Here is a 16,159-nt window from a genome sequence, read left to right as displayed (position 1 = left end):
CGCCTTGACCGCCGGCGCCGCCGCTCCCGCCCAGGCCACCGTTGCCGTTGGTGCCGTTGGTGCCGGCGTTGCCGCCCGTGCCGCCGGCCCCGCCGGCCCCGCCGTTGCCGCCCTTGGTCCCAGCATTGCCGGCGGCGGCATCGGCGGATAGGCCGCCCGTGCCGCCGGTGCCGCCGGCCCCGGCGTTGCCCCCGTTACCGCCCGCACCGCCGCTGCCGTTGCCTGCGGCGCCGCCGTTGCCGCCCTTGCCGCCGTCGCCGCCGTTGCCGCCGGCAACCGTGGCGCCGTTGCCGCCGCCGCCGCCCTTACCGCCGGCGCCGCCAGTGCCGTTGGTGCCGCCGGTCCCGGCCGAACCGCCCACCCCGCCTTGGCCTGCGTCCCCGCCCTTACCGCCGGCGAAGGCGCCTCCGTCGCCGTTGCCACCGCTACCGCCGTTGCCACCAGCACCACCGGTGCCGCCGGTGCCGGCTTTACCGCCGCTGCCGCCGGTCCCGGCCGCCCCCGCCGTACCGCCGCCGCCGCCATCACCGCCGCCGCCACCGGCGTGACCGGCGCTGCTGCTGCCGTTGGTGCCGCCCCCGCCGGCCCCGCCTTGACCACCGACGCCGCCATTGCCGCCGTTGCCGTTGGTACCCGTGGAGACCGCGGAGCCGCCCGCGCCGCCTTGGCCACCGCCGCCACCGGCGCCACCTTTGAGGCCCGTGCCCGTGGCGTCGGTGCCGCCGGCGCCGCCACCACCACCGGCCCCGCCCTCGCCGCCAGTGCCCGCGCTGCCGACCGTGCCTGCACCGTTGCCGGCCGCACCACCGGCGCCGCCGCTGCCACCCGCGCCGCCCTGTGCACCGGCGCCGCCGGTGACCGTGGCCCCGGCGCCGCCGCTGCCACCTTTGCCGCCTTGACCGCCAGCGCCGTTGGTGCCGCCGGCCGCGGCCGAACCGCCGGCCCCGCCCTGGCCCGCGTCGCCGCCCCTGCCGCCGGTCGAGCCTGCCCCGACGCCGCTGCCGGCGGCACCGCCGTTGCCACCGGTGCCGCCGGTGCCGCCAGTGCCGACGGTGCTACCGCCGCCGGTGCCGGCCGCGCCGCCTTGGCCACCGCCGCCGCCATTTCCGCCGTTAAAGCCGGTACCCCCGGTGCTGGGGGCGGCATCGCCGGCGCCGCCAACACCACCGGCGCCGCCCACACCACCCGTCCCCGCCTTGCCGGCACCGGCGCCGGCCACGCCGCCGTTGCCGCCGGTGCCGCCGTTGCCCCCGTAACCGCCGGTGTCCGCCGTGCCGGTGATCCCGCTGCCGCCGGCACCGCCGACGCCGCCAGTTCCGCCGGTGCCGTTGGTCCCGGTCGCGCTTGCCGAACCGCCCTGGCCACCGCCGCCGCCATTTCCGCCGTTAGCGCCGTGGCCGCCGGCGGTCGCCACGGCACCGTTACCGCCGGCACCGCCAGTCCCGCCGGTCCCGCCGGTGCCCGCGTTGCCCGCGGTGCCTGCTTTCGCGTCGGCAGCCGCGCCGGCCGCGCCGCCCTCACCGGCGTTGCCGCCCTTGCCGCCGGTACCGCCGGTTTGGCCGTCGCCGGCGCCCTCGGCGCCGTGGCCGCCGGTCCCGCCGGTGCCGCCAGTGCCGCCGGTACCGCCGTTGCCATTGGTGCCGCCCGCGCCGGCCGTGCCGCCCTGGCCGCCGTGGCCACCGGTGCCGCCGTTGTAGCCGGTGCCGCCGGGGTTGGCGCCGACATCGCCGGTGCCACCCGTGCCGCCGGTGCCGCCGGTGCCCCCGGTGCCGTAGGTCCCCGCTGTGCCGGCTGTGCTGAGCGCGCCTGCAACGGTGCCACCAGCCCCGCCCGCGCCGGCGTTACCGCCGACCCCGCCGGTGCCGCCCGTGGTGCCGTCGCTGCCCGCAACGGTGGCGCCGCCGCCACCGGTGCCGCCCAGGCCACCATGACCGCCGACGCCGCCGTCACCGCCGAAGCCGAGCACCGCCGACTGAGACGACCCGCCGGCCCCGCCGACTCCGCCAACCCCGCCGTTGGCGCCGGTATCGCCTGGATTGACGCCCGTGCCGCCCACACCGCCGGTCCCTCCGGCGCCGCCGGCACCACCGATACCGCCGACCAGGGTCTGGGCCGAGCCGCCGGTCCCGCCGGTCCCGCCGGTCCCTCCGACAAGTCCGGCCGCGCCCGCCCCGCCGGCCCCGCCCTGGCCGCCGTCGCCGGCGCGGCCGCCTAACAGCCCGCCGTTGCCGCCGTTGCCGCCGTCACCGCCGGTACCGCCGGCGGCCGTCGCGGCGCCGCCGGCCCCGCCGTTGCCACCGTGGCCGATCAGCCCGCCCGCCCCGCCGTTACCGCCCTTGCTGCCGGCCGCGCCGGATCCGCCGTTGCCGCCGTTGCCGAACAAGATCCCGCCATCGGTGCCGTTGTCCCCGGTGCCCGCCGCGCCGTCGGTGCCGTTGCCGATCAACGGCCGATCGGCCACCGGCAGGGGCGTTGTCGCCAGGGCCATGACCTCGTTCTGCAGCGTCTGCAGGGGTGAGGCATTGGCGGCTTCGCTGGCCGCATAGGCGCCCGCGCCCGACCGCAACAACTGCACAAACTGGTCATGAAACGCCGCCGCCTGCGTGCTGAGCGCCTGATATTCCGCGGCGTGCGCGCCGAACAACTTCGCGATGGCCGCCGATACCTCGTCGGCTGCCGCGGCCGCGATCCCCGTTGTCTGGGAGGCCGCCGCTGCGTTGGCCGCGCCAATCGCCTCTCCGATCCCGGTGATATCCGCCGACGCCGTGGCCAAAGCCTCAGGCGAGGCAACGAGATAAGACGACAACTTGGCTCCGATCGCCTCGAGGCAGGACCCACCAACACCTTTGCGGACAGCGCGCAACACGCTACGCGCGTCCGGTCAGATGTGTTGTCAGTTAGGCGCTTTTTCATACGAATGGCCTGCGAGACGCAAAAGCACACGCACGCTCGGCGTGTCGTGTGCTTTTGCGTCTGCTCGCCCTAGCGCAAATCGACCAACTCGGCCAGCCGCGCGCGGTGACGGTATTCGGTGCCGAACGCCAGCTGGTCGCTCTTGGCCCGCTTGAGGTACAGGTGCGCCGGATACTCCCAGGTCATCCCGATGCCACCGTGCAGCTGCACGCACTCCTCTGCGGCGTGTACCGCGACACCGCTGCAGTAGGCCTGCGCAATGGCCGCGGCGACGGGCGCGTCGGCATCGCCCGTGGCGCAGGTGTCCGCGGCGTAGCGCGCCGCCGCGGTCGCCGAATTGAGCGCTATCCAAAGGTCCGCCAGCCGGTGCTTGATCGCCTGATAGGAGCCGATGGTGCGGCCGAATTGCTTGCGCTCCTTCGCGTAGGCCAGCGTGGTGTCGAAGCACCACTGCGCCAACCCAAGTTGCTCCGACGCGAGCACGGCCGCGCCGGTATGCAGCGCTTCGCGCACCGCGGCGTCCGCCGGGCTGGCGCCGACCCGCGACGACGGTGCACCCGAAAACTGCACATCAGCAAGGGGTCTCGTCATATCCAGCGCCAGCACCGGCGACACCTCGACACCGGCCGCGTCGCGTGCGACGATATGCAGCTCGAGTCCGTCGCGGCCGGCGACCGGCACCACCAGCACGTCGGCTTCGACGGCGCCGGCGACGCTGCTGACCCCTCCGGTCACGCCGTCGGCACCGGAATCCACTCCTGCGATCGCATCGCCCGGAGCGGTGGACAACGGAACCACCAGCGCGGCGGTCACCGTACCCTCGGCCAGACCGGGCAGCGTGTCGGTGTCCCCGGCACGCAGCAGCGCCACCGTGGCGAGCACCGCGCTGGACAGGAACGGCACCGGCGCGACGGCCCGCCCGATCTCCTCCATGACCACGGCGACCTCGCGGGCGGTCGCGCCGGCGCCGCCCAGCGACTCGGGCACCAACAGCCCCGCCACCCCCAGCTCGGCGGCCAGCAGCCGCCAGACACCCGAAAAGTCTTGTGGCGGTGAGCTATACGCCTTTACTACGGATTCCGCCGGACACCGGTCGGCGAACAGTTGCCGAACGCTGTCCCGCAACGCCTCTTCGGTATCGGAATACAGCAGATCGGCACGACTCACCGGGCTCACCTTTCCAGGTCCTTGAACGCGACGTCCTTGTCCACCCGATGTTCGCCGGGCAGCCCCAGGATCCGCTCGGAGATGGTGTTGCGCAGGATCTCCGAGGTGCCGCCCTCGATCGAGTTGCCGCGCGCCCGCAGGTAGCGGTATCCGGCCTCGCGCCCTACCAGGTCGACCGTTTCGGGCCTACGCATCGTCCAGTCGTCGTAGCGCAGCCCCGCTTCGCCGTTCAGTTCAATCTCGAAACCCGAGATCGCCTGCGCCAGAGTGGCGAAAGCCACCTTCATGCCGGCGCCCTCCGGTCCGGGCTGACCGGCCCGGTCTTTCTGAGCCAGCTGCCTTAGTCGCTCACCGGTGAGCCGGAGCACCTCCGCCTCGACCCACAGCCGCATCAGCTCGTCGTGCATTGCGGGGTCGCGCAGTGCGCTGTTATTTCGCCAGGCTGCGGTGACCTTGCCGATGTGGCCGCCTTCGCGCGGGGCGCGGGAGCCTGCGCCGATTGCGACGCGCTCATTGTTCAGCGTCGTGGTCGCGACCCTCCAGCCGCCGCCTTCGGCGCCGAGTCGATTCGCATCCGGCACCCGAACGTCGGTGAGAAAGACCTCGTTGAATTCCGCCTCGCCGGTGATCTGGCGCAGCGGACGGACCTCGACGCCCGGTTGGGTCATGTCGCACAGGAAGTAGGTCAGGCCAAAGTGTTTGGGCACCGTTGGGTCGGTACGTGCGACGAGGATGGCCATGTGCGCGTGCTGCGCCTGGGACGTCCACACCTTCTGCCCGTTGACAATCCATTCGTCACCGTCGCGGACGGCGCGGGTTGCAGCGCCGGCCAGGTCCGACCCGGCCCCCGGCTCGCTGAACAGCTGGCAGTAGATCTGCTCACCAGTAAACAACGGGCGCAAGAACTTTCGCTTCTGTTCGTCCGTCCCGAACGCCGCGATCGTCGGCGCCGCCATGCCCATCCCGATGTAGTTCTTCACGGTGCCGCCCACCGGTGCACCCGCGGCGGCCAGCTTGGCGTTGACCCGATCCTGAGCGGTCCGCGGCAGACCCAGACCACCGAATCCGACCGGCAGGTACACCCAGGCCAGACCGGCGTCGAACTGTGCGCCGAGGAAATCCTGCGGATTCGTGGTAGCCGGATCGTGCTCGTCCAACAGCGCCTGTACCCGCGCGTCCAGGTCGTCTTTCACAGACTCGGCGACGGTCATGCTCTGCCTGCCGGATACACCTGATAACCCTGCGCGGGACCGAGCCGCAGGCCGCCGTCGATGACCATCGTCTCGCCAGTGATCCAGCTGGCCGCATCCGAAACCAGGAACGCGACCGCTTGCGCCACGTCCGCCGGCTCGCCGATGCGCCCGAGAGCGATGGACGCCCCCAGCGGATCCTCGTGGTCCTTCCACAGCGCCTCGGCCAGGCGGGTGCGAACCACGCCCGGGGCGATGGCGTTGACCCTGACCCGCGGTGAGAGTTCCAGCGCCAGCTGTTTGGTCAGGTGGATCAGCGCGGCCTTGGTGGCGTTGTACATGCCCATGGCCGGCGATTGGTTCAGGCCGCCGATGGACGCGGTGTTGACCACGGTACCGCCGTGCTCACCCATCCACGCCTTGACCACCAGCGAGGTCCACAACAGCGGAGCCCACAGGTTGACGTCGAAGATCTTGGTGAACCGCGCGTGGTCCTGCTCGATCAGCGGACCGTACGCCGGGTTGGTTCCGGCGTTGTTGATCAGGATGTCCACGCTGCCGAAGCGCTCGAGGGTGAGATCCACGCAGGCTCGCGCGGCGTCCTCGTCGACCGCGTGAGCGCCGACGCCGACGGCCCCCTCACCCACCTGCGCCGCGGCCGCGTCGGCGGCCTCCTGCTTGCGGGCGGTCAGCACGACGTTCGCGCCGGCGGCCGCAAGCTGCTGCGAGATCGCCAGCCCGATTCCGCGCGAGGCGCCGGTGATGATGGCGGTGCGGCCGGTCAGATCCAGTGCGGTCATGTCGGTATGCCTTCTGTTAAGGGGCGCCTTCTGCCGAAGGCTCGCACCCGTTCTCTCGCGAGATGTTTTGTACTGGTGCGAACGTGGTATGCGACAAGAATGTTAGCGAAATTAAACCTCACCAAACCACTAGCGGCGGCCGGGGCTCTCGCTGCGGCCATTGCCTTTGCACCGGCGGCATCAGCCACTGTTTCCGCGGCTGGGCCTGCCAGCACCCACACCCTGACGACGCACGTCGTGTTCAAGGACGACCCGGGCGGCGGCGGCTGCGACGCCAACGGTAACTGCGGCTCCGGCGGCGTCAATCAGGGCCCCGGTGGCGGCCCCGGTGGCAACGGCTGTCTACCTGGCGTCGGTTGCGGCTCCGGCGGCGTGAATGCCGGCCCAGGCGGCGTTCCGGGCGGTACCGGATGTCTGCCGGGCGTCGGCTGCGGCTCCGGCCACGGCTAAACGCCTAGTCCGATGACGATGCGGTCCGCGTGCGCGGACCGCGGAGGAATCGGACAATCAGACCTAGTCGGACAATCAGACCTAGTCGGACCTTGACCCGCGGGCTCCCGGCAACCTGGTGATCCAGGCCCGGGAGTCTGCCGGGTCGATTACGTCGTCAAGCTCGAAGGTCGTGGCTGAGCGCAGCGCCTTGCCGTGTTGATAGGCCGCTGCCACAAGCTTGTCGAAGAGATTCTGCCGTTCGACCGGGTTTGCGGCGGCAGCCAGCTCCTTGCTGAACCCCAGCCGCACAGCGCCTTCCAGACCCATCCCGCCGATCTCGCCGGTCGGCCAGGCGACCGTGAACTGCGGCGCATGGAATGAACCGCCCGCCATGGCCATCGCGCCCAGGCCATAACCCTTTCGCAGGATGATCATTCCGACCGGCACGGTCAGCCGCGCGCCGAGGATGAACATCCGCCCGAACCGTCGGACGGCGGCTTCCTTCTCAGCGTCGGGCCCGACCATGAACCCCGGGGTATCGCACAGCGAGATCACCGGCAGCTGAAACGACTCGCACAAGGCCAGGAAGTCGCCGGTCTTGTCGGCCGCCTCGGCATCGATCGCGCCGCCCAGGTGATGACTGCTGTTGGCTATCAGGCCGTGTGCCACACCTTCGACCCGGACCAGCGCGGTGACGATGCCGACGCCGTAGTCGCGACGCAGCTCCAGGATCGAGCCGACGTCGACGATCGATTCGATGGCGCGGCGCACGTCGTAGGCGCGTAACCGATTCTCCGGCACCACATGCCGGGCCAGCCGCGGATCCGGCGCCGCCCAGTCGTGCACGCTGCCCTGGAAGTAGGACAGGTACTGCTTGGCCAGCGACACCGCGTGCGCCTCGTCGCGGGCGACCAGGCTGACCACGCCGTTGTGCCGCTGCACGTCGATCGGCCCGATCACCTCGGGCGGGTACACCCCGAGCCCACCGCCCTCGATCATCGCCGGCCCACCCATGCCGATGTTGGCGTCCGGGGTCGCAATGATCACGTCGCACACCCCGGCCAACGCGGCGTTGCCGGCGAAACACCGGCCGGACACGATCGATATCAGCGGCACCCGTCCGCTGAGCGCCGCCAGCACCCGGAACGTCGGCACGTCGAGTCCGGCCATGCCGCCCACGTCGGTGTCGCCGGGCCGGCCCCCGCCACCCTCGGCGAACAGCACTACCGGCAGCCGCTTGCGGACGGCCAGATCGAAGACGCGATCGGTTTTGGCGTGGTTGCGCATGCCCTGTGTCCCGGCCAGCACGGTGTAGTCGTAGGACACCACGACCGCCTCGGCCGCCGAGTGTCCGAACCGGTCCGCGCCGATGGTCGCCAGCCCGCCGACCAGGCCGTCGGCCGGGGTGTTGACGATCAGGTCCTCTTCCGAGCGGCGGCTGCGCTGCGCGGCAATCGCCAGGGCGCCGTACTCCACGAAGCTGCCGGCATCAACCAGGTCGGCGATGTTCTCCCGGGCGGTACGGCGACCTCGCTTGTGCCGCTTGGCGACAGCGGCCTCCCGGCCCTCGTCGAGGGTCAGCAGATGACGGTGGGCGACCTCGTCGAGGTCGTCGCGCGGCCGATCCGGATCCAGTGCGGCGGATTGTGATTCGCCGTCGGCGCCGGAACCGGTGCGGGCGAAGACGACCAACGGGTCGCCGGTGCCGACGACCTGGCCGGGTGTCACCAGGTTCCGGACGGTGCGCAGCGCGGCCGAGGCGACGAGCACGTGCTGCATCTTCATCGCCTCGAGGACGACCAGTTGCTCGCCGGCACCGAATTCGACGCCCTCGGGCGGCAGTTCGACCACCGTGCCGGCCAGCTGCGCACGCAGCGCTTCCTCACCGGGATAGAGCTCGACGGTGGTGGCGCGGACCTCGTGCTCATGCGACATCGCCGCAGCGGCCAGCTCGGGAAGCTTCTCGTCGAGGAAACTCGTGGTCACCATGTCGTCTTGGATTTGACTGTCGGACAGCAGCTCTCGCAGAAGCCCGATGTTGGTGCGAATGCCCTCGATGCTGAACTCTGCCAGCGCGGTCCGTGCCTTGCGCACCGTCGCCGGGAAATCCGAACCGTGCGTGTGGGCTACGACCTTCGCCAACAGCGAGTCGTAGCGCGGGCTCGGTGCCAGCCCGGGTCGTCCGTACGTGTCGACGCGCACCCCCGGACCGCTCGGCGGCGCGAACACCGTCAGGGTGCCAGACGCCGGTACGACGGATCCGTCGGGGGCGAAAGTCTCCATGTTGACCCGGGTCTGAATCGCGATGCCCCGTTGCGCGGCCGGCTCGCCGATGACTTCGCTTCCGTCAGAAGCGACTCCGGCGGGCAACCGCAGCTGGTAGTAGGACGAGCCACCGGCGATGGCCAACTGCACAGCCACCAGGTCGATGCCGGTGACCTCTTCGGTGACCGTGTGCTCCACCTGGATTCGCGGGTTGACCTCGAGGAAGACGAGCTTCTCACCCGTGACCAGGAATTCGACGGTGGCCAGCCCGCGCAAGCCCACGCTGGCAGCCAGCCGGGCTGCGGCGTGGTGCAGCTCACGACGCAGCGCGGGCGAAAGACCTTGGGCGGGAGCGATTTCAACGATCTTCTGGTAGCGCCGCTGGATGCTGCAGTCGCGGTCGCCGACCGCCAGCGCGCGCGTCTGGAAACCGGCCGGCGCGGCCACGATCTGCACCTCGATATGACGGGCTTCGCGCAGGTACGCCTCGGCGAACACCGCCGGATCGCCGAAGCCGAGTTGTGCCTCCGCGGCGCACTGACGGTAGGCGTTGTCGAGCTGATCCGCACTGTCCACCTTGCGCATTCCGCGGCCGCCGCCACCCGCGAGCGCCTTGATCATGATCGCGCCGCGCTGGGCGGCGAAGAATTCGCGGACGTCCTCGAGGCTGGTGGGGCCTTCGGTTGCGGCCAGCACCGGCAACCCGGCGGAAACCGCGGCGGCACGGGCCGCTGACTTGTTGCCGACCATCTCCAGCACGTCGGCCTCCGGACCAACGAACGTGTACCCGGCGGCCGCACACGCGCGGGCGAATTCGGCGTTTTCGCTGAGGAACCCGTAACCCGGATGGATCATCTCGGCACCGGACTCCTTGGCCGCCCCCAGGATCGCGGCCTGGTCCAGGTAGTTGGGCACCCCGATCGCCTCGTCGGCCGCGTGCACGTGCGGGCTGTCGGCGTCGTCGTCGGCGTACACCGCAACCGTCTGGATGCCCAATTCGGTTGCGGTACGGATGATCCGAAGTGCGATCTCGCCGCGGTTCGCGATCAGCAGCGTCGAGCTCATCGCAGCGGGTCGCCCCACTGCACCTGCTCGCGGAGCTTCCCCTTCAGTAATTTGCCGCCGGCATTGCGCGGCAGCGCGCTGTCGACCACCGTGACGTACTGCGGGACCTTGTAGTCGGCCAACTCTCCGCGGCAGTGGTCGATCACCGCAGTCACGTCGATCTGCTCGGCGCCGCCGAACAGCACCGCGCCCACCTTCTCCCCCATCACGTCGTCGGGTACCGCCAGCACGCAGGCGTCCGCGACATTGGGGGCGGCCAACAGCGCCGCCTCGACCTCGACGCTGGAGATGTTCTCGCCGCCGCGAATGATGATGTCCTTCATGCGGTCGACGATGTGTATCCGGCCCGCGTCGTCGACCCGGGCCACGTCGCCGGTATGCAACCAGCCGTCGACGACGGTAGCCGAGGTGGCGTCCGGCCGGTTCCAGTAGCCCGTCGTGACGTTGGCTCCGCGCGTGACCAATTCGCCGACCAATTCCCCGCTGCCGTCATCCAGCTTGATCACGCCGAGATCCACCGAGGGCACCGCATACCCGACCGAGTCGGCGTGCTCGATGGCCTCGTGGTCGGGCAGCACCGTCATCAGCGAGGCTGTCTCGGTCATGCCATACCCGTTGAACACCGTTGCTTGCGGAAACGCGTTCTTCACCGACCGCACCAACGACGGGGCGATGGGCGCGCCGCCGTAGCCGACCCAAAGCACACCGGAAACGTCTGCAGTGGCGAAGTCCTTGTGCCGCAACAACAACGCATAAATCGCCGGGACGGTCACCATCAGCGAGATACGCTCGCCCGGCAGCGTGGCGATCAGCGCGTCGAGGTTGAGCGCCGGCATGATCACCGAGGTGCCCCCGACCCGGGTAGCAGCCAAAAGCTGTGAGTTGCAACCGGTCACGTGAAACAACGGCACCGAGATGAGCGTACGCAGGCCCGCACCGATGTCCCGCTGTAGTCCCAGGCACCGGACCGAGCTCTCGGTATTGGTCAGGAATGCCTCGTGAGTGGTTGGTACGCCCTTGGGGTGACCGGTGGTGCCCGACGTGTAGAACAGCGCGGCTATGTCGGTGCGGGTGAGCTGTTCGGTCACGTATGACGGGCCGTCGGGCAGCGGTGTGTCGGCGGCCAGATCCACGTGCGCACCGGCGTCGGACAGCACGAAGTCGACCTCCGGTTGAGCGGACCGCGTATTGACCGCCACCGCAACGCCTCCGGCCATCACCGTGCCCCAGAACGCCAGCACCCAATCGAGCCCCGCGGGGTAACGCACCGCAACCCGGTCGCTCGGCTTCAAGCCGCCCGCGCGCAGCCCACCGGCGACGCGCGACGCGCGGTCCCACAACTGTCGGTAGGTCAGGCGGCCGGCGCCGAGTTCGACCACGGCCTCGCTGTCCGGGCGGATCTCGACGTGCTCGGCGAGCATGTCCAGCAGCGTGGCCGGCAGGCCGTCGTAGTGCGGGATGCCGTTGGCGTCGCGCGACACCCCCGTCACCGGGAACGGGTTGGCGCTGCGCGAAATCTCGGTCACTTCAGGCATGCCACGTTCCTTCCCGTCACGCCACCGGCGTACCCCTGCGTACCCACAAACCGTAGGGCGTCCCGACCCGTGGTCGAGACCCGGGTGGCCTAACGTCTTACCAGTGACGACCGACGATCCCGCTAACCCGCCCGAGGCGTTCTTCACTCTCGACGGCGACTCCTATGTGCCGAGCGTGATGACGCGAGGACCGTGGGGCTTCGGAATGGGTGGCCAGATCGTCGGCGGCCTGTTGGGATGGGGAATAGAGCGATCCGGCGTCGACCCCGACTTTCAGCCCGCCCGCATCACGGTCGACCTGTTGCGTCCGGTCCTGTTGGAGCCGGTTCAGATTCAGACCTCGGTGCAGCGGGAAGGCCGGCGCATCAAGCTCGTGGACGGCACGCTGGTGCAGAACGGCAAGACCGTCGCGCGGGCCGGCGCGCTGTTCCTGCGAAGAGGTGACCACCCCGACGGAGAGGTGTGGTCCGCTCCGGCGGAGATGCCGCCGCTGCCGACGGGCACCGACGGCTTCCCCGCAGACATGCCGTTTCTCATCTGGGGATATGGGGCCACCCTGGATGGCAGTCCCGGTATCGCCGCGGGCGAGTGGGAGCAGTCCCATTCCCGGAAGTTCGCGTGGACCAAGCTGTTCCGACCGATCGTGGCGGGCTATCCTTTGACCCCGTTCACCCGCCTGGCATTCGTCGGCGATGTCACCAGCTCGCTCACCCACTGGGGCACCGGCGGATTGCGTTACATCAACGCCGACTACACCGTCACCGCAAGCCGGCTGCCGGACGGCGAATACATCGGGCTCGCGGCCCAGAGCCACTACGGCACGGCCGGGGTGGCCGCCGGCAGCGCGACGGTGTTCGACCGGCACGGGCCGATCGGCACCAGCTCGGCGCTGGCCCTGGCCCAGCCCGTCGAGGCGTTCCAGCCGTCCTATGAGTAGGTAATTCAGACCAAGGGTCGTCGAATCTCAGGCAGCTTGTTGGAGATAGACGGCGACGCGGCAAATCTTCGTGTCGGCGTCGAATTCGAACACGGTCATCGAGTTCACTACAACCACATTGCCACCCAAGAAGTGTCGCTCTTCGATCTCGAAGTACACGAGGTCGGAGTGCTCGGTCACGCGTCGCACTGTTGTCTCGAAAGAATCGACTGAGTTCGCCCATCCGGTCAACATCTCGGCGTATTGCTGCCAGTTTTGGACTTCGAGGAATGTCCCGATCCGTTCAAAGCAGTCCACGGCGATCAGAGAGGCCAGAGGTGCCCAATCGTCAGGGGTCTTCGCCGTCGGTACCAACTGCCGCACGGTGTCTTGATACTGCATGACTTTTCGTGTCAGTGGTCCGAGGTCGTCCATGCCCAATCTCCTTCGATAGTAGGAATGTTCGCAGCGTGGCTGGTCTCGACATGGATCTCGACAGGTCTAGGTATCACATGTACACCCCGCCGTTGACGTTGATCTGCGCTCCGGTGATATAGCCCGCCTCGTCTGAGCAAAGGAATCGACATGCGGCCGCGATGTCCTCTCCTGTAGCCACGCGTCTGAGGGGCATCATGGCCCCGAGGTCCTTGATACTGGGCAACTTGCCGTGTTCTTCGGCGGTGTGCGCCATCGGCGTATCGACCAATCCGGGCGGAATCGTGTTGACGGTGATCCCGTGGCAAGCGAATTCAAACGCCAGCGCCTTCGTCAAGGCGATAACGCCTCCCTTGGAGGCAACATAGTCAGCCTGATTCGGTGCGCCCGTTTGTCCGGCGGCGGAGGAGATAGTCACAATCCGACCCCAGCGGGCGCTGATCATGTCACGGATTGCTGCCTGCACACAGTTGAAGGTTCCAGTCAGATTGATCGCCAACGTGCGGTTCCACTGGTCGAGGCTGATGTCAATGAACGGCTCGAATGCGGTAACGCCAGCACTAGTGACCACTATGCTGATGGGCCGAACTCGTCGCGGACCAAGTCCACCGCTGAGTCGACCGCGGGTCGGTCCGTGACATCGACGTTGAGCCCGATCGCCCGAAAGCCATTGTTTCGCAGGACTGCAACCTGCGCGTCTAACGCTTCGCCCTGCCGATCGAAGATCGCCACCTTCGTCCCGGACTCGGCCAAACGTTGGCTGATCGCCTGGCCAATGCCGGAGGCGCCGCCGGTCACCACGGCAACTCTGCTCATCGTTGATCTCTTCTTTCTGGAGGGGCTAGAGGTCTCATTCCGAAGGGGTGAACGTGATGTGCAGGTTGCTCAATCCGCGGACGATGAAGGTGGGGTCGTAGTCGAAATGTCGCTGCCCCGCAGGTCCGTGCTCGGCTTCGGAGATCGAAATGTTGCGCGTGCGATCGAGGAATCGGGCGAGGGTCACGCGGCCCTCGGCACGGGCCAACGGACCGCCCGGGCATGAATGTGGTCCGCGACCAAACGCGATGTGTTCGCGCACATTCGCACGTCCCAAGTGGCACTCGTCGGGCTGTTGGAAACGGCGTTCGTCGCGATTGGCGGCGCCCGGGTGGATCATGACCGTAGTTCCTGCCGGAATATCGGTCCCGCCAAGGGTGGTGGTTACCCGAGTCATCCGGAAGTCGCTCATCGTCGGGCTTTCTAGGCGGAGCACTTCTTCGATGAAGTCGGGAATCAGACCGGGTTCGCTTCGCAAGCGCCCTTGAATATCTTTGTTGTCAGCGATGATCCGGAGTACGGCGCCCAGCATGCGCGCCGAGGTGTCTTGGCCTGCTCCGAACAGGAACGCGGCAGTGCGTACAATCGCGTCGAGGTCAGCCAGTGAGCCGTCTTCGTTTGTGGCAGTGGCTAATTGGGTGAGGACATCGTCGCGGGGCTCTCTCCGCCGATCCTCGAGGTAGGTTCGGAACTTATCGAACAGAAATTCCAGCGGATTGACGGCAAGGGTCTGCTCGTCGCCGACTACGGCGATAGTGCTGCCCGCCAAGACCTGCCGGGCTTCTTCGCGGTCCCCTTCGGGCACCCCTAGTAGGTCGGCGATCGCGAGTGTAGTGAACGGCTTGCCGTACTCGTTGATAACCTCGCAGTGACCACTTTCGATGAAATCGTCGATGCATCGGTCGGCGATGCCCGACAAGGCGTCTTCGTTTTCTTTGAGCCGGCGCGGTGTCAGCAAGCGCCGCAGTAGGCCGCGTTGAGTTTCGTGGGCCGCGCCGTCCATCGTGACCACGAACTCGTTCATCGGCCATTGGTCACGGCGCGATTCGATGACATCGGTGATGTCCTGCGTGCCGGGCGGCACCTCTAGCGGCGGGTACGGGCCGCCCACGGAGTTGCACGACGAAAACGTCGACGCGTCCTTATACACCTGCACCGCTTCGTCGTAGCCAGTCACCGCTACAACTCCGGGATGAGCCACGGGATGCACTGGGCAACGTGACCGAAGCGCATCGAAGTAGGGGTAGGGGTCACTGACTAACGCGGTGTCGGTGAAGAAGTCGGCGGCCTCCAGCTCCAACGCCTCTGCGGCCTTTCGGGCTTCCACGCTTTCCGCAGTTGTTCCCTTCTTGTAAGCGAGGCTGGCGATCTTCCAATTATTTGTACGCCTGTATAGCCTATACGGTCGTATGGCGCAAGGATAGTGGCATACCGTCAACAGACACTCTTGGGAACCAACCGATCTCACGCGCCGCTCACGCTGGGCCGAACGATTTATGGAGGAACTGAAGCGATGACTCGGATGCGACCGTTGCCAGTGAAGAGCTGGCCGCCTGAAATGCACGATGCGTTGGAGGCGATGACCCCGGCTGGGCACGAACAATCGCTGACCGGCGACAACCGTCGTCAGGGCGCCAACATTCTCGGTGCGCTCGCGCACCATCCAGCTCTTGCGAAGGCGTTTTTCACGCTCAACGGCCATCTGTTACGGGCCACCAGCCTTCATCCACGTCAACGCGAACTGGTCATCATGCGCATGGCCGTGCTACGCCAGTGCAGCTATGAGTGGGCGCAGCACGTGTTCCTGGCGCGCGACGCCGGCTTGACCGACGTCGAAATCGCCTGGATTGCTTGGGGACCAGACGCGCCGTTTTGGGACGGCCGCGACGCAAGCGTGTTGCGCGCCGTCGGCGAACTGGACCGCGGCGGCGTCATCACGGACGAAACTTGGGCGGCGCTGGTCGAGCACTTGGACGCCCAGCAGATTCTCGACATCATCTTCACCGCTGGTGCGTATGCGACGATCGCGTGGATGGTGCAGTCGCTAGGTATCGAACTCGACGACGACCTACGAGAGAGTCTTACCGGGTGAGCGTGGCGGTCTCTCGCTGTCTACCATCGCTTCGGTGCCGGCGTGTCGATGGTGAGGGGACGCTGGTAAGACAGGTCGGTGCGGTCCCTAGTGCCCACCGGGTAGCCCGTGTCTTTGAAGAAGGATGATTGCAGCGCGGATGCGTCTGCCAAGAACATCACCTCGACCGTCGATCTGCGAACTGCTATGCGCCACTGTCCGTCCCGCCGTTCTAGCCTGTCGACATATCGACCGCTGATGAACTGAGCGGTTCGGCCGTCAAGGCTCAACAGCACCACGATCACGTAGCTTTCGGCATGCGCGATGTCACCCTCGATCTCACAACTGTGAGTAGTGATGTTGTGTGTGTGAACCTGGGAGGTCGCGGCATGCGTGTGGTTAGCCCAATCACCGTATTCAGCGCCGAGGTTGGTCACCTTGCCGTGTTCGTCAAGGCCATCGCGCTGATAGGCCGCGGTGATCAGATCAACGTCGTGGCGGTCGCAACCGCGTGCGTGACCAGCGATGCAGTCGATGATCTGAGTTCGATCCAT

12 protein-coding genes and 1 pseudogene are annotated in these 16,159 nt (G+C 68.2%); 3 read left to right on the top strand and 10 right to left on the bottom strand.

Annotated features, from left to right (window positions below):
* The 4 genes from VML93_RS15515 to VML93_RS15500 form a co-directional block, all read right to left on the bottom strand.
* Positions 1-2,806 (bottom strand): PE family protein (locus tag VML93_RS15515; RefSeq protein ID WP_414686365.1); only part of this gene is annotated, 2,806 nt, incomplete at its 3' end.
* Between the two features lie 176 nt (positions 2,807-2,982).
* The gene (locus VML93_RS15510; RefSeq protein WP_325611929.1) at positions 2,983-4,080 is read right to left on the bottom strand and encodes an acyl-CoA dehydrogenase family protein; all 1,098 of its coding nucleotides are present in this window, start codon (positions 4,078-4,080) and stop codon (positions 2,983-2,985) included.
* A gap of 5 nt (positions 4,081-4,085) precedes the next feature.
* Entirely contained in the window at positions 4,086-5,291 is a 1,206-nt protein-coding gene (locus tag VML93_RS15505) for an acyl-CoA dehydrogenase family protein (RefSeq protein WP_325611927.1), read from the bottom strand.
* Positions 5,288-6,070: an SDR family oxidoreductase gene (locus VML93_RS15500; RefSeq protein ID WP_325611926.1), complete on the bottom strand. Its 783-nt coding sequence runs from the start codon at positions 6,068-6,070 to the stop codon at positions 5,288-5,290. Before VML93_RS15500 ends, VML93_RS15505 begins: the two co-directional genes overlap by 4 nt.
* A 99-nt stretch (positions 6,071-6,169) precedes the next feature.
* Here VML93_RS15500 and VML93_RS15495 point away from each other — a divergent pair, with 99 nt between their 5' ends.
* Positions 6,170-6,520: a PE-PGRS family protein gene (locus VML93_RS15495; RefSeq protein WP_325611925.1), complete on the top strand. Its 351-nt coding sequence runs from the start codon at positions 6,170-6,172 to the stop codon at positions 6,518-6,520.
* 81 nt (positions 6,521-6,601) lie between these two features.
* Here the strand turns inward: VML93_RS15495 and VML93_RS15490 are convergent, their stop codons facing one another.
* Positions 6,602-9,832, bottom strand: a complete 3,231-nt coding sequence (locus VML93_RS15490; RefSeq protein WP_325611933.1) for an acetyl-CoA carboxylase family protein — start codon at positions 9,830-9,832, stop codon at positions 6,602-6,604.
* Positions 9,829-11,367 carry a class I adenylate-forming enzyme family protein gene (locus VML93_RS15485; protein ID WP_325611923.1) on the bottom strand — a complete coding sequence of 513 codons (1,539 nt, stop codon included), beginning with the start codon at positions 11,365-11,367 and terminating at the stop codon, positions 9,829-9,831. Before VML93_RS15485 ends, VML93_RS15490 begins: the two co-directional genes overlap by 4 nt.
* A 103-nt stretch (positions 11,368-11,470) precedes the next feature.
* On the opposite strand from VML93_RS15485, the gene VML93_RS15480 reads away from it, so the two are divergent.
* Positions 11,471-12,304 (top strand): thioesterase family protein, encoded by an 834-nt coding sequence (locus tag VML93_RS15480; RefSeq protein WP_325611921.1) that lies wholly within the window; start codon positions 11,471-11,473, stop codon positions 12,302-12,304.
* 27 nt (positions 12,305-12,331) lie between these two features.
* On the opposite strand, the gene VML93_RS15475 is transcribed toward VML93_RS15480, so the two are convergent.
* From VML93_RS15475 to VML93_RS15465, 3 genes and pseudogenes are all read right to left on the bottom strand, one after another.
* Positions 12,332-12,718 (bottom strand): hypothetical protein, encoded by a 387-nt coding sequence (locus VML93_RS15475; RefSeq protein ID WP_325611920.1) that lies wholly within the window; start codon positions 12,716-12,718, stop codon positions 12,332-12,334.
* A gap of 73 nt (positions 12,719-12,791) precedes the next feature.
* A pseudogene (locus tag VML93_RS15470) lies at positions 12,792-13,534 on the bottom strand (SDR family oxidoreductase).
* Positions 13,535-13,568: 34 nt separating this feature from the next.
* Entirely contained in the window at positions 13,569-14,861 is a 1,293-nt protein-coding gene (locus VML93_RS15465) for a cytochrome P450 (RefSeq protein ID WP_325611918.1), read from the bottom strand.
* A gap of 186 nt (positions 14,862-15,047) precedes the next feature.
* Between VML93_RS15465 and VML93_RS15460 the strand changes: the two genes are divergently transcribed.
* A complete protein-coding gene (locus VML93_RS15460) occupies positions 15,048-15,626 on the top strand; it encodes a carboxymuconolactone decarboxylase family protein (protein WP_325611916.1) in 579 nt (192 codons plus the stop codon).
* 20 nt (positions 15,627-15,646) lie between these two features.
* Here the strand turns inward: VML93_RS15460 and VML93_RS15455 are convergent, their stop codons facing one another.
* Positions 15,647-16,159: a nuclear transport factor 2 family protein gene (locus tag VML93_RS15455; RefSeq protein WP_325611914.1), complete on the bottom strand. Its 513-nt coding sequence runs from the start codon at positions 16,157-16,159 to the stop codon at positions 15,647-15,649.

This window comes from Mycobacterium sp. (assembly GCF_035499775.1).
Taxonomy (GTDB): Bacteria; Actinomycetota; Actinomycetes; order Mycobacteriales; family Mycobacteriaceae; genus Mycobacterium.
The sequence above is the reverse complement of the archived record's forward strand: the minus strand, read 5'-3'. Positions and strand labels throughout refer to the sequence as shown.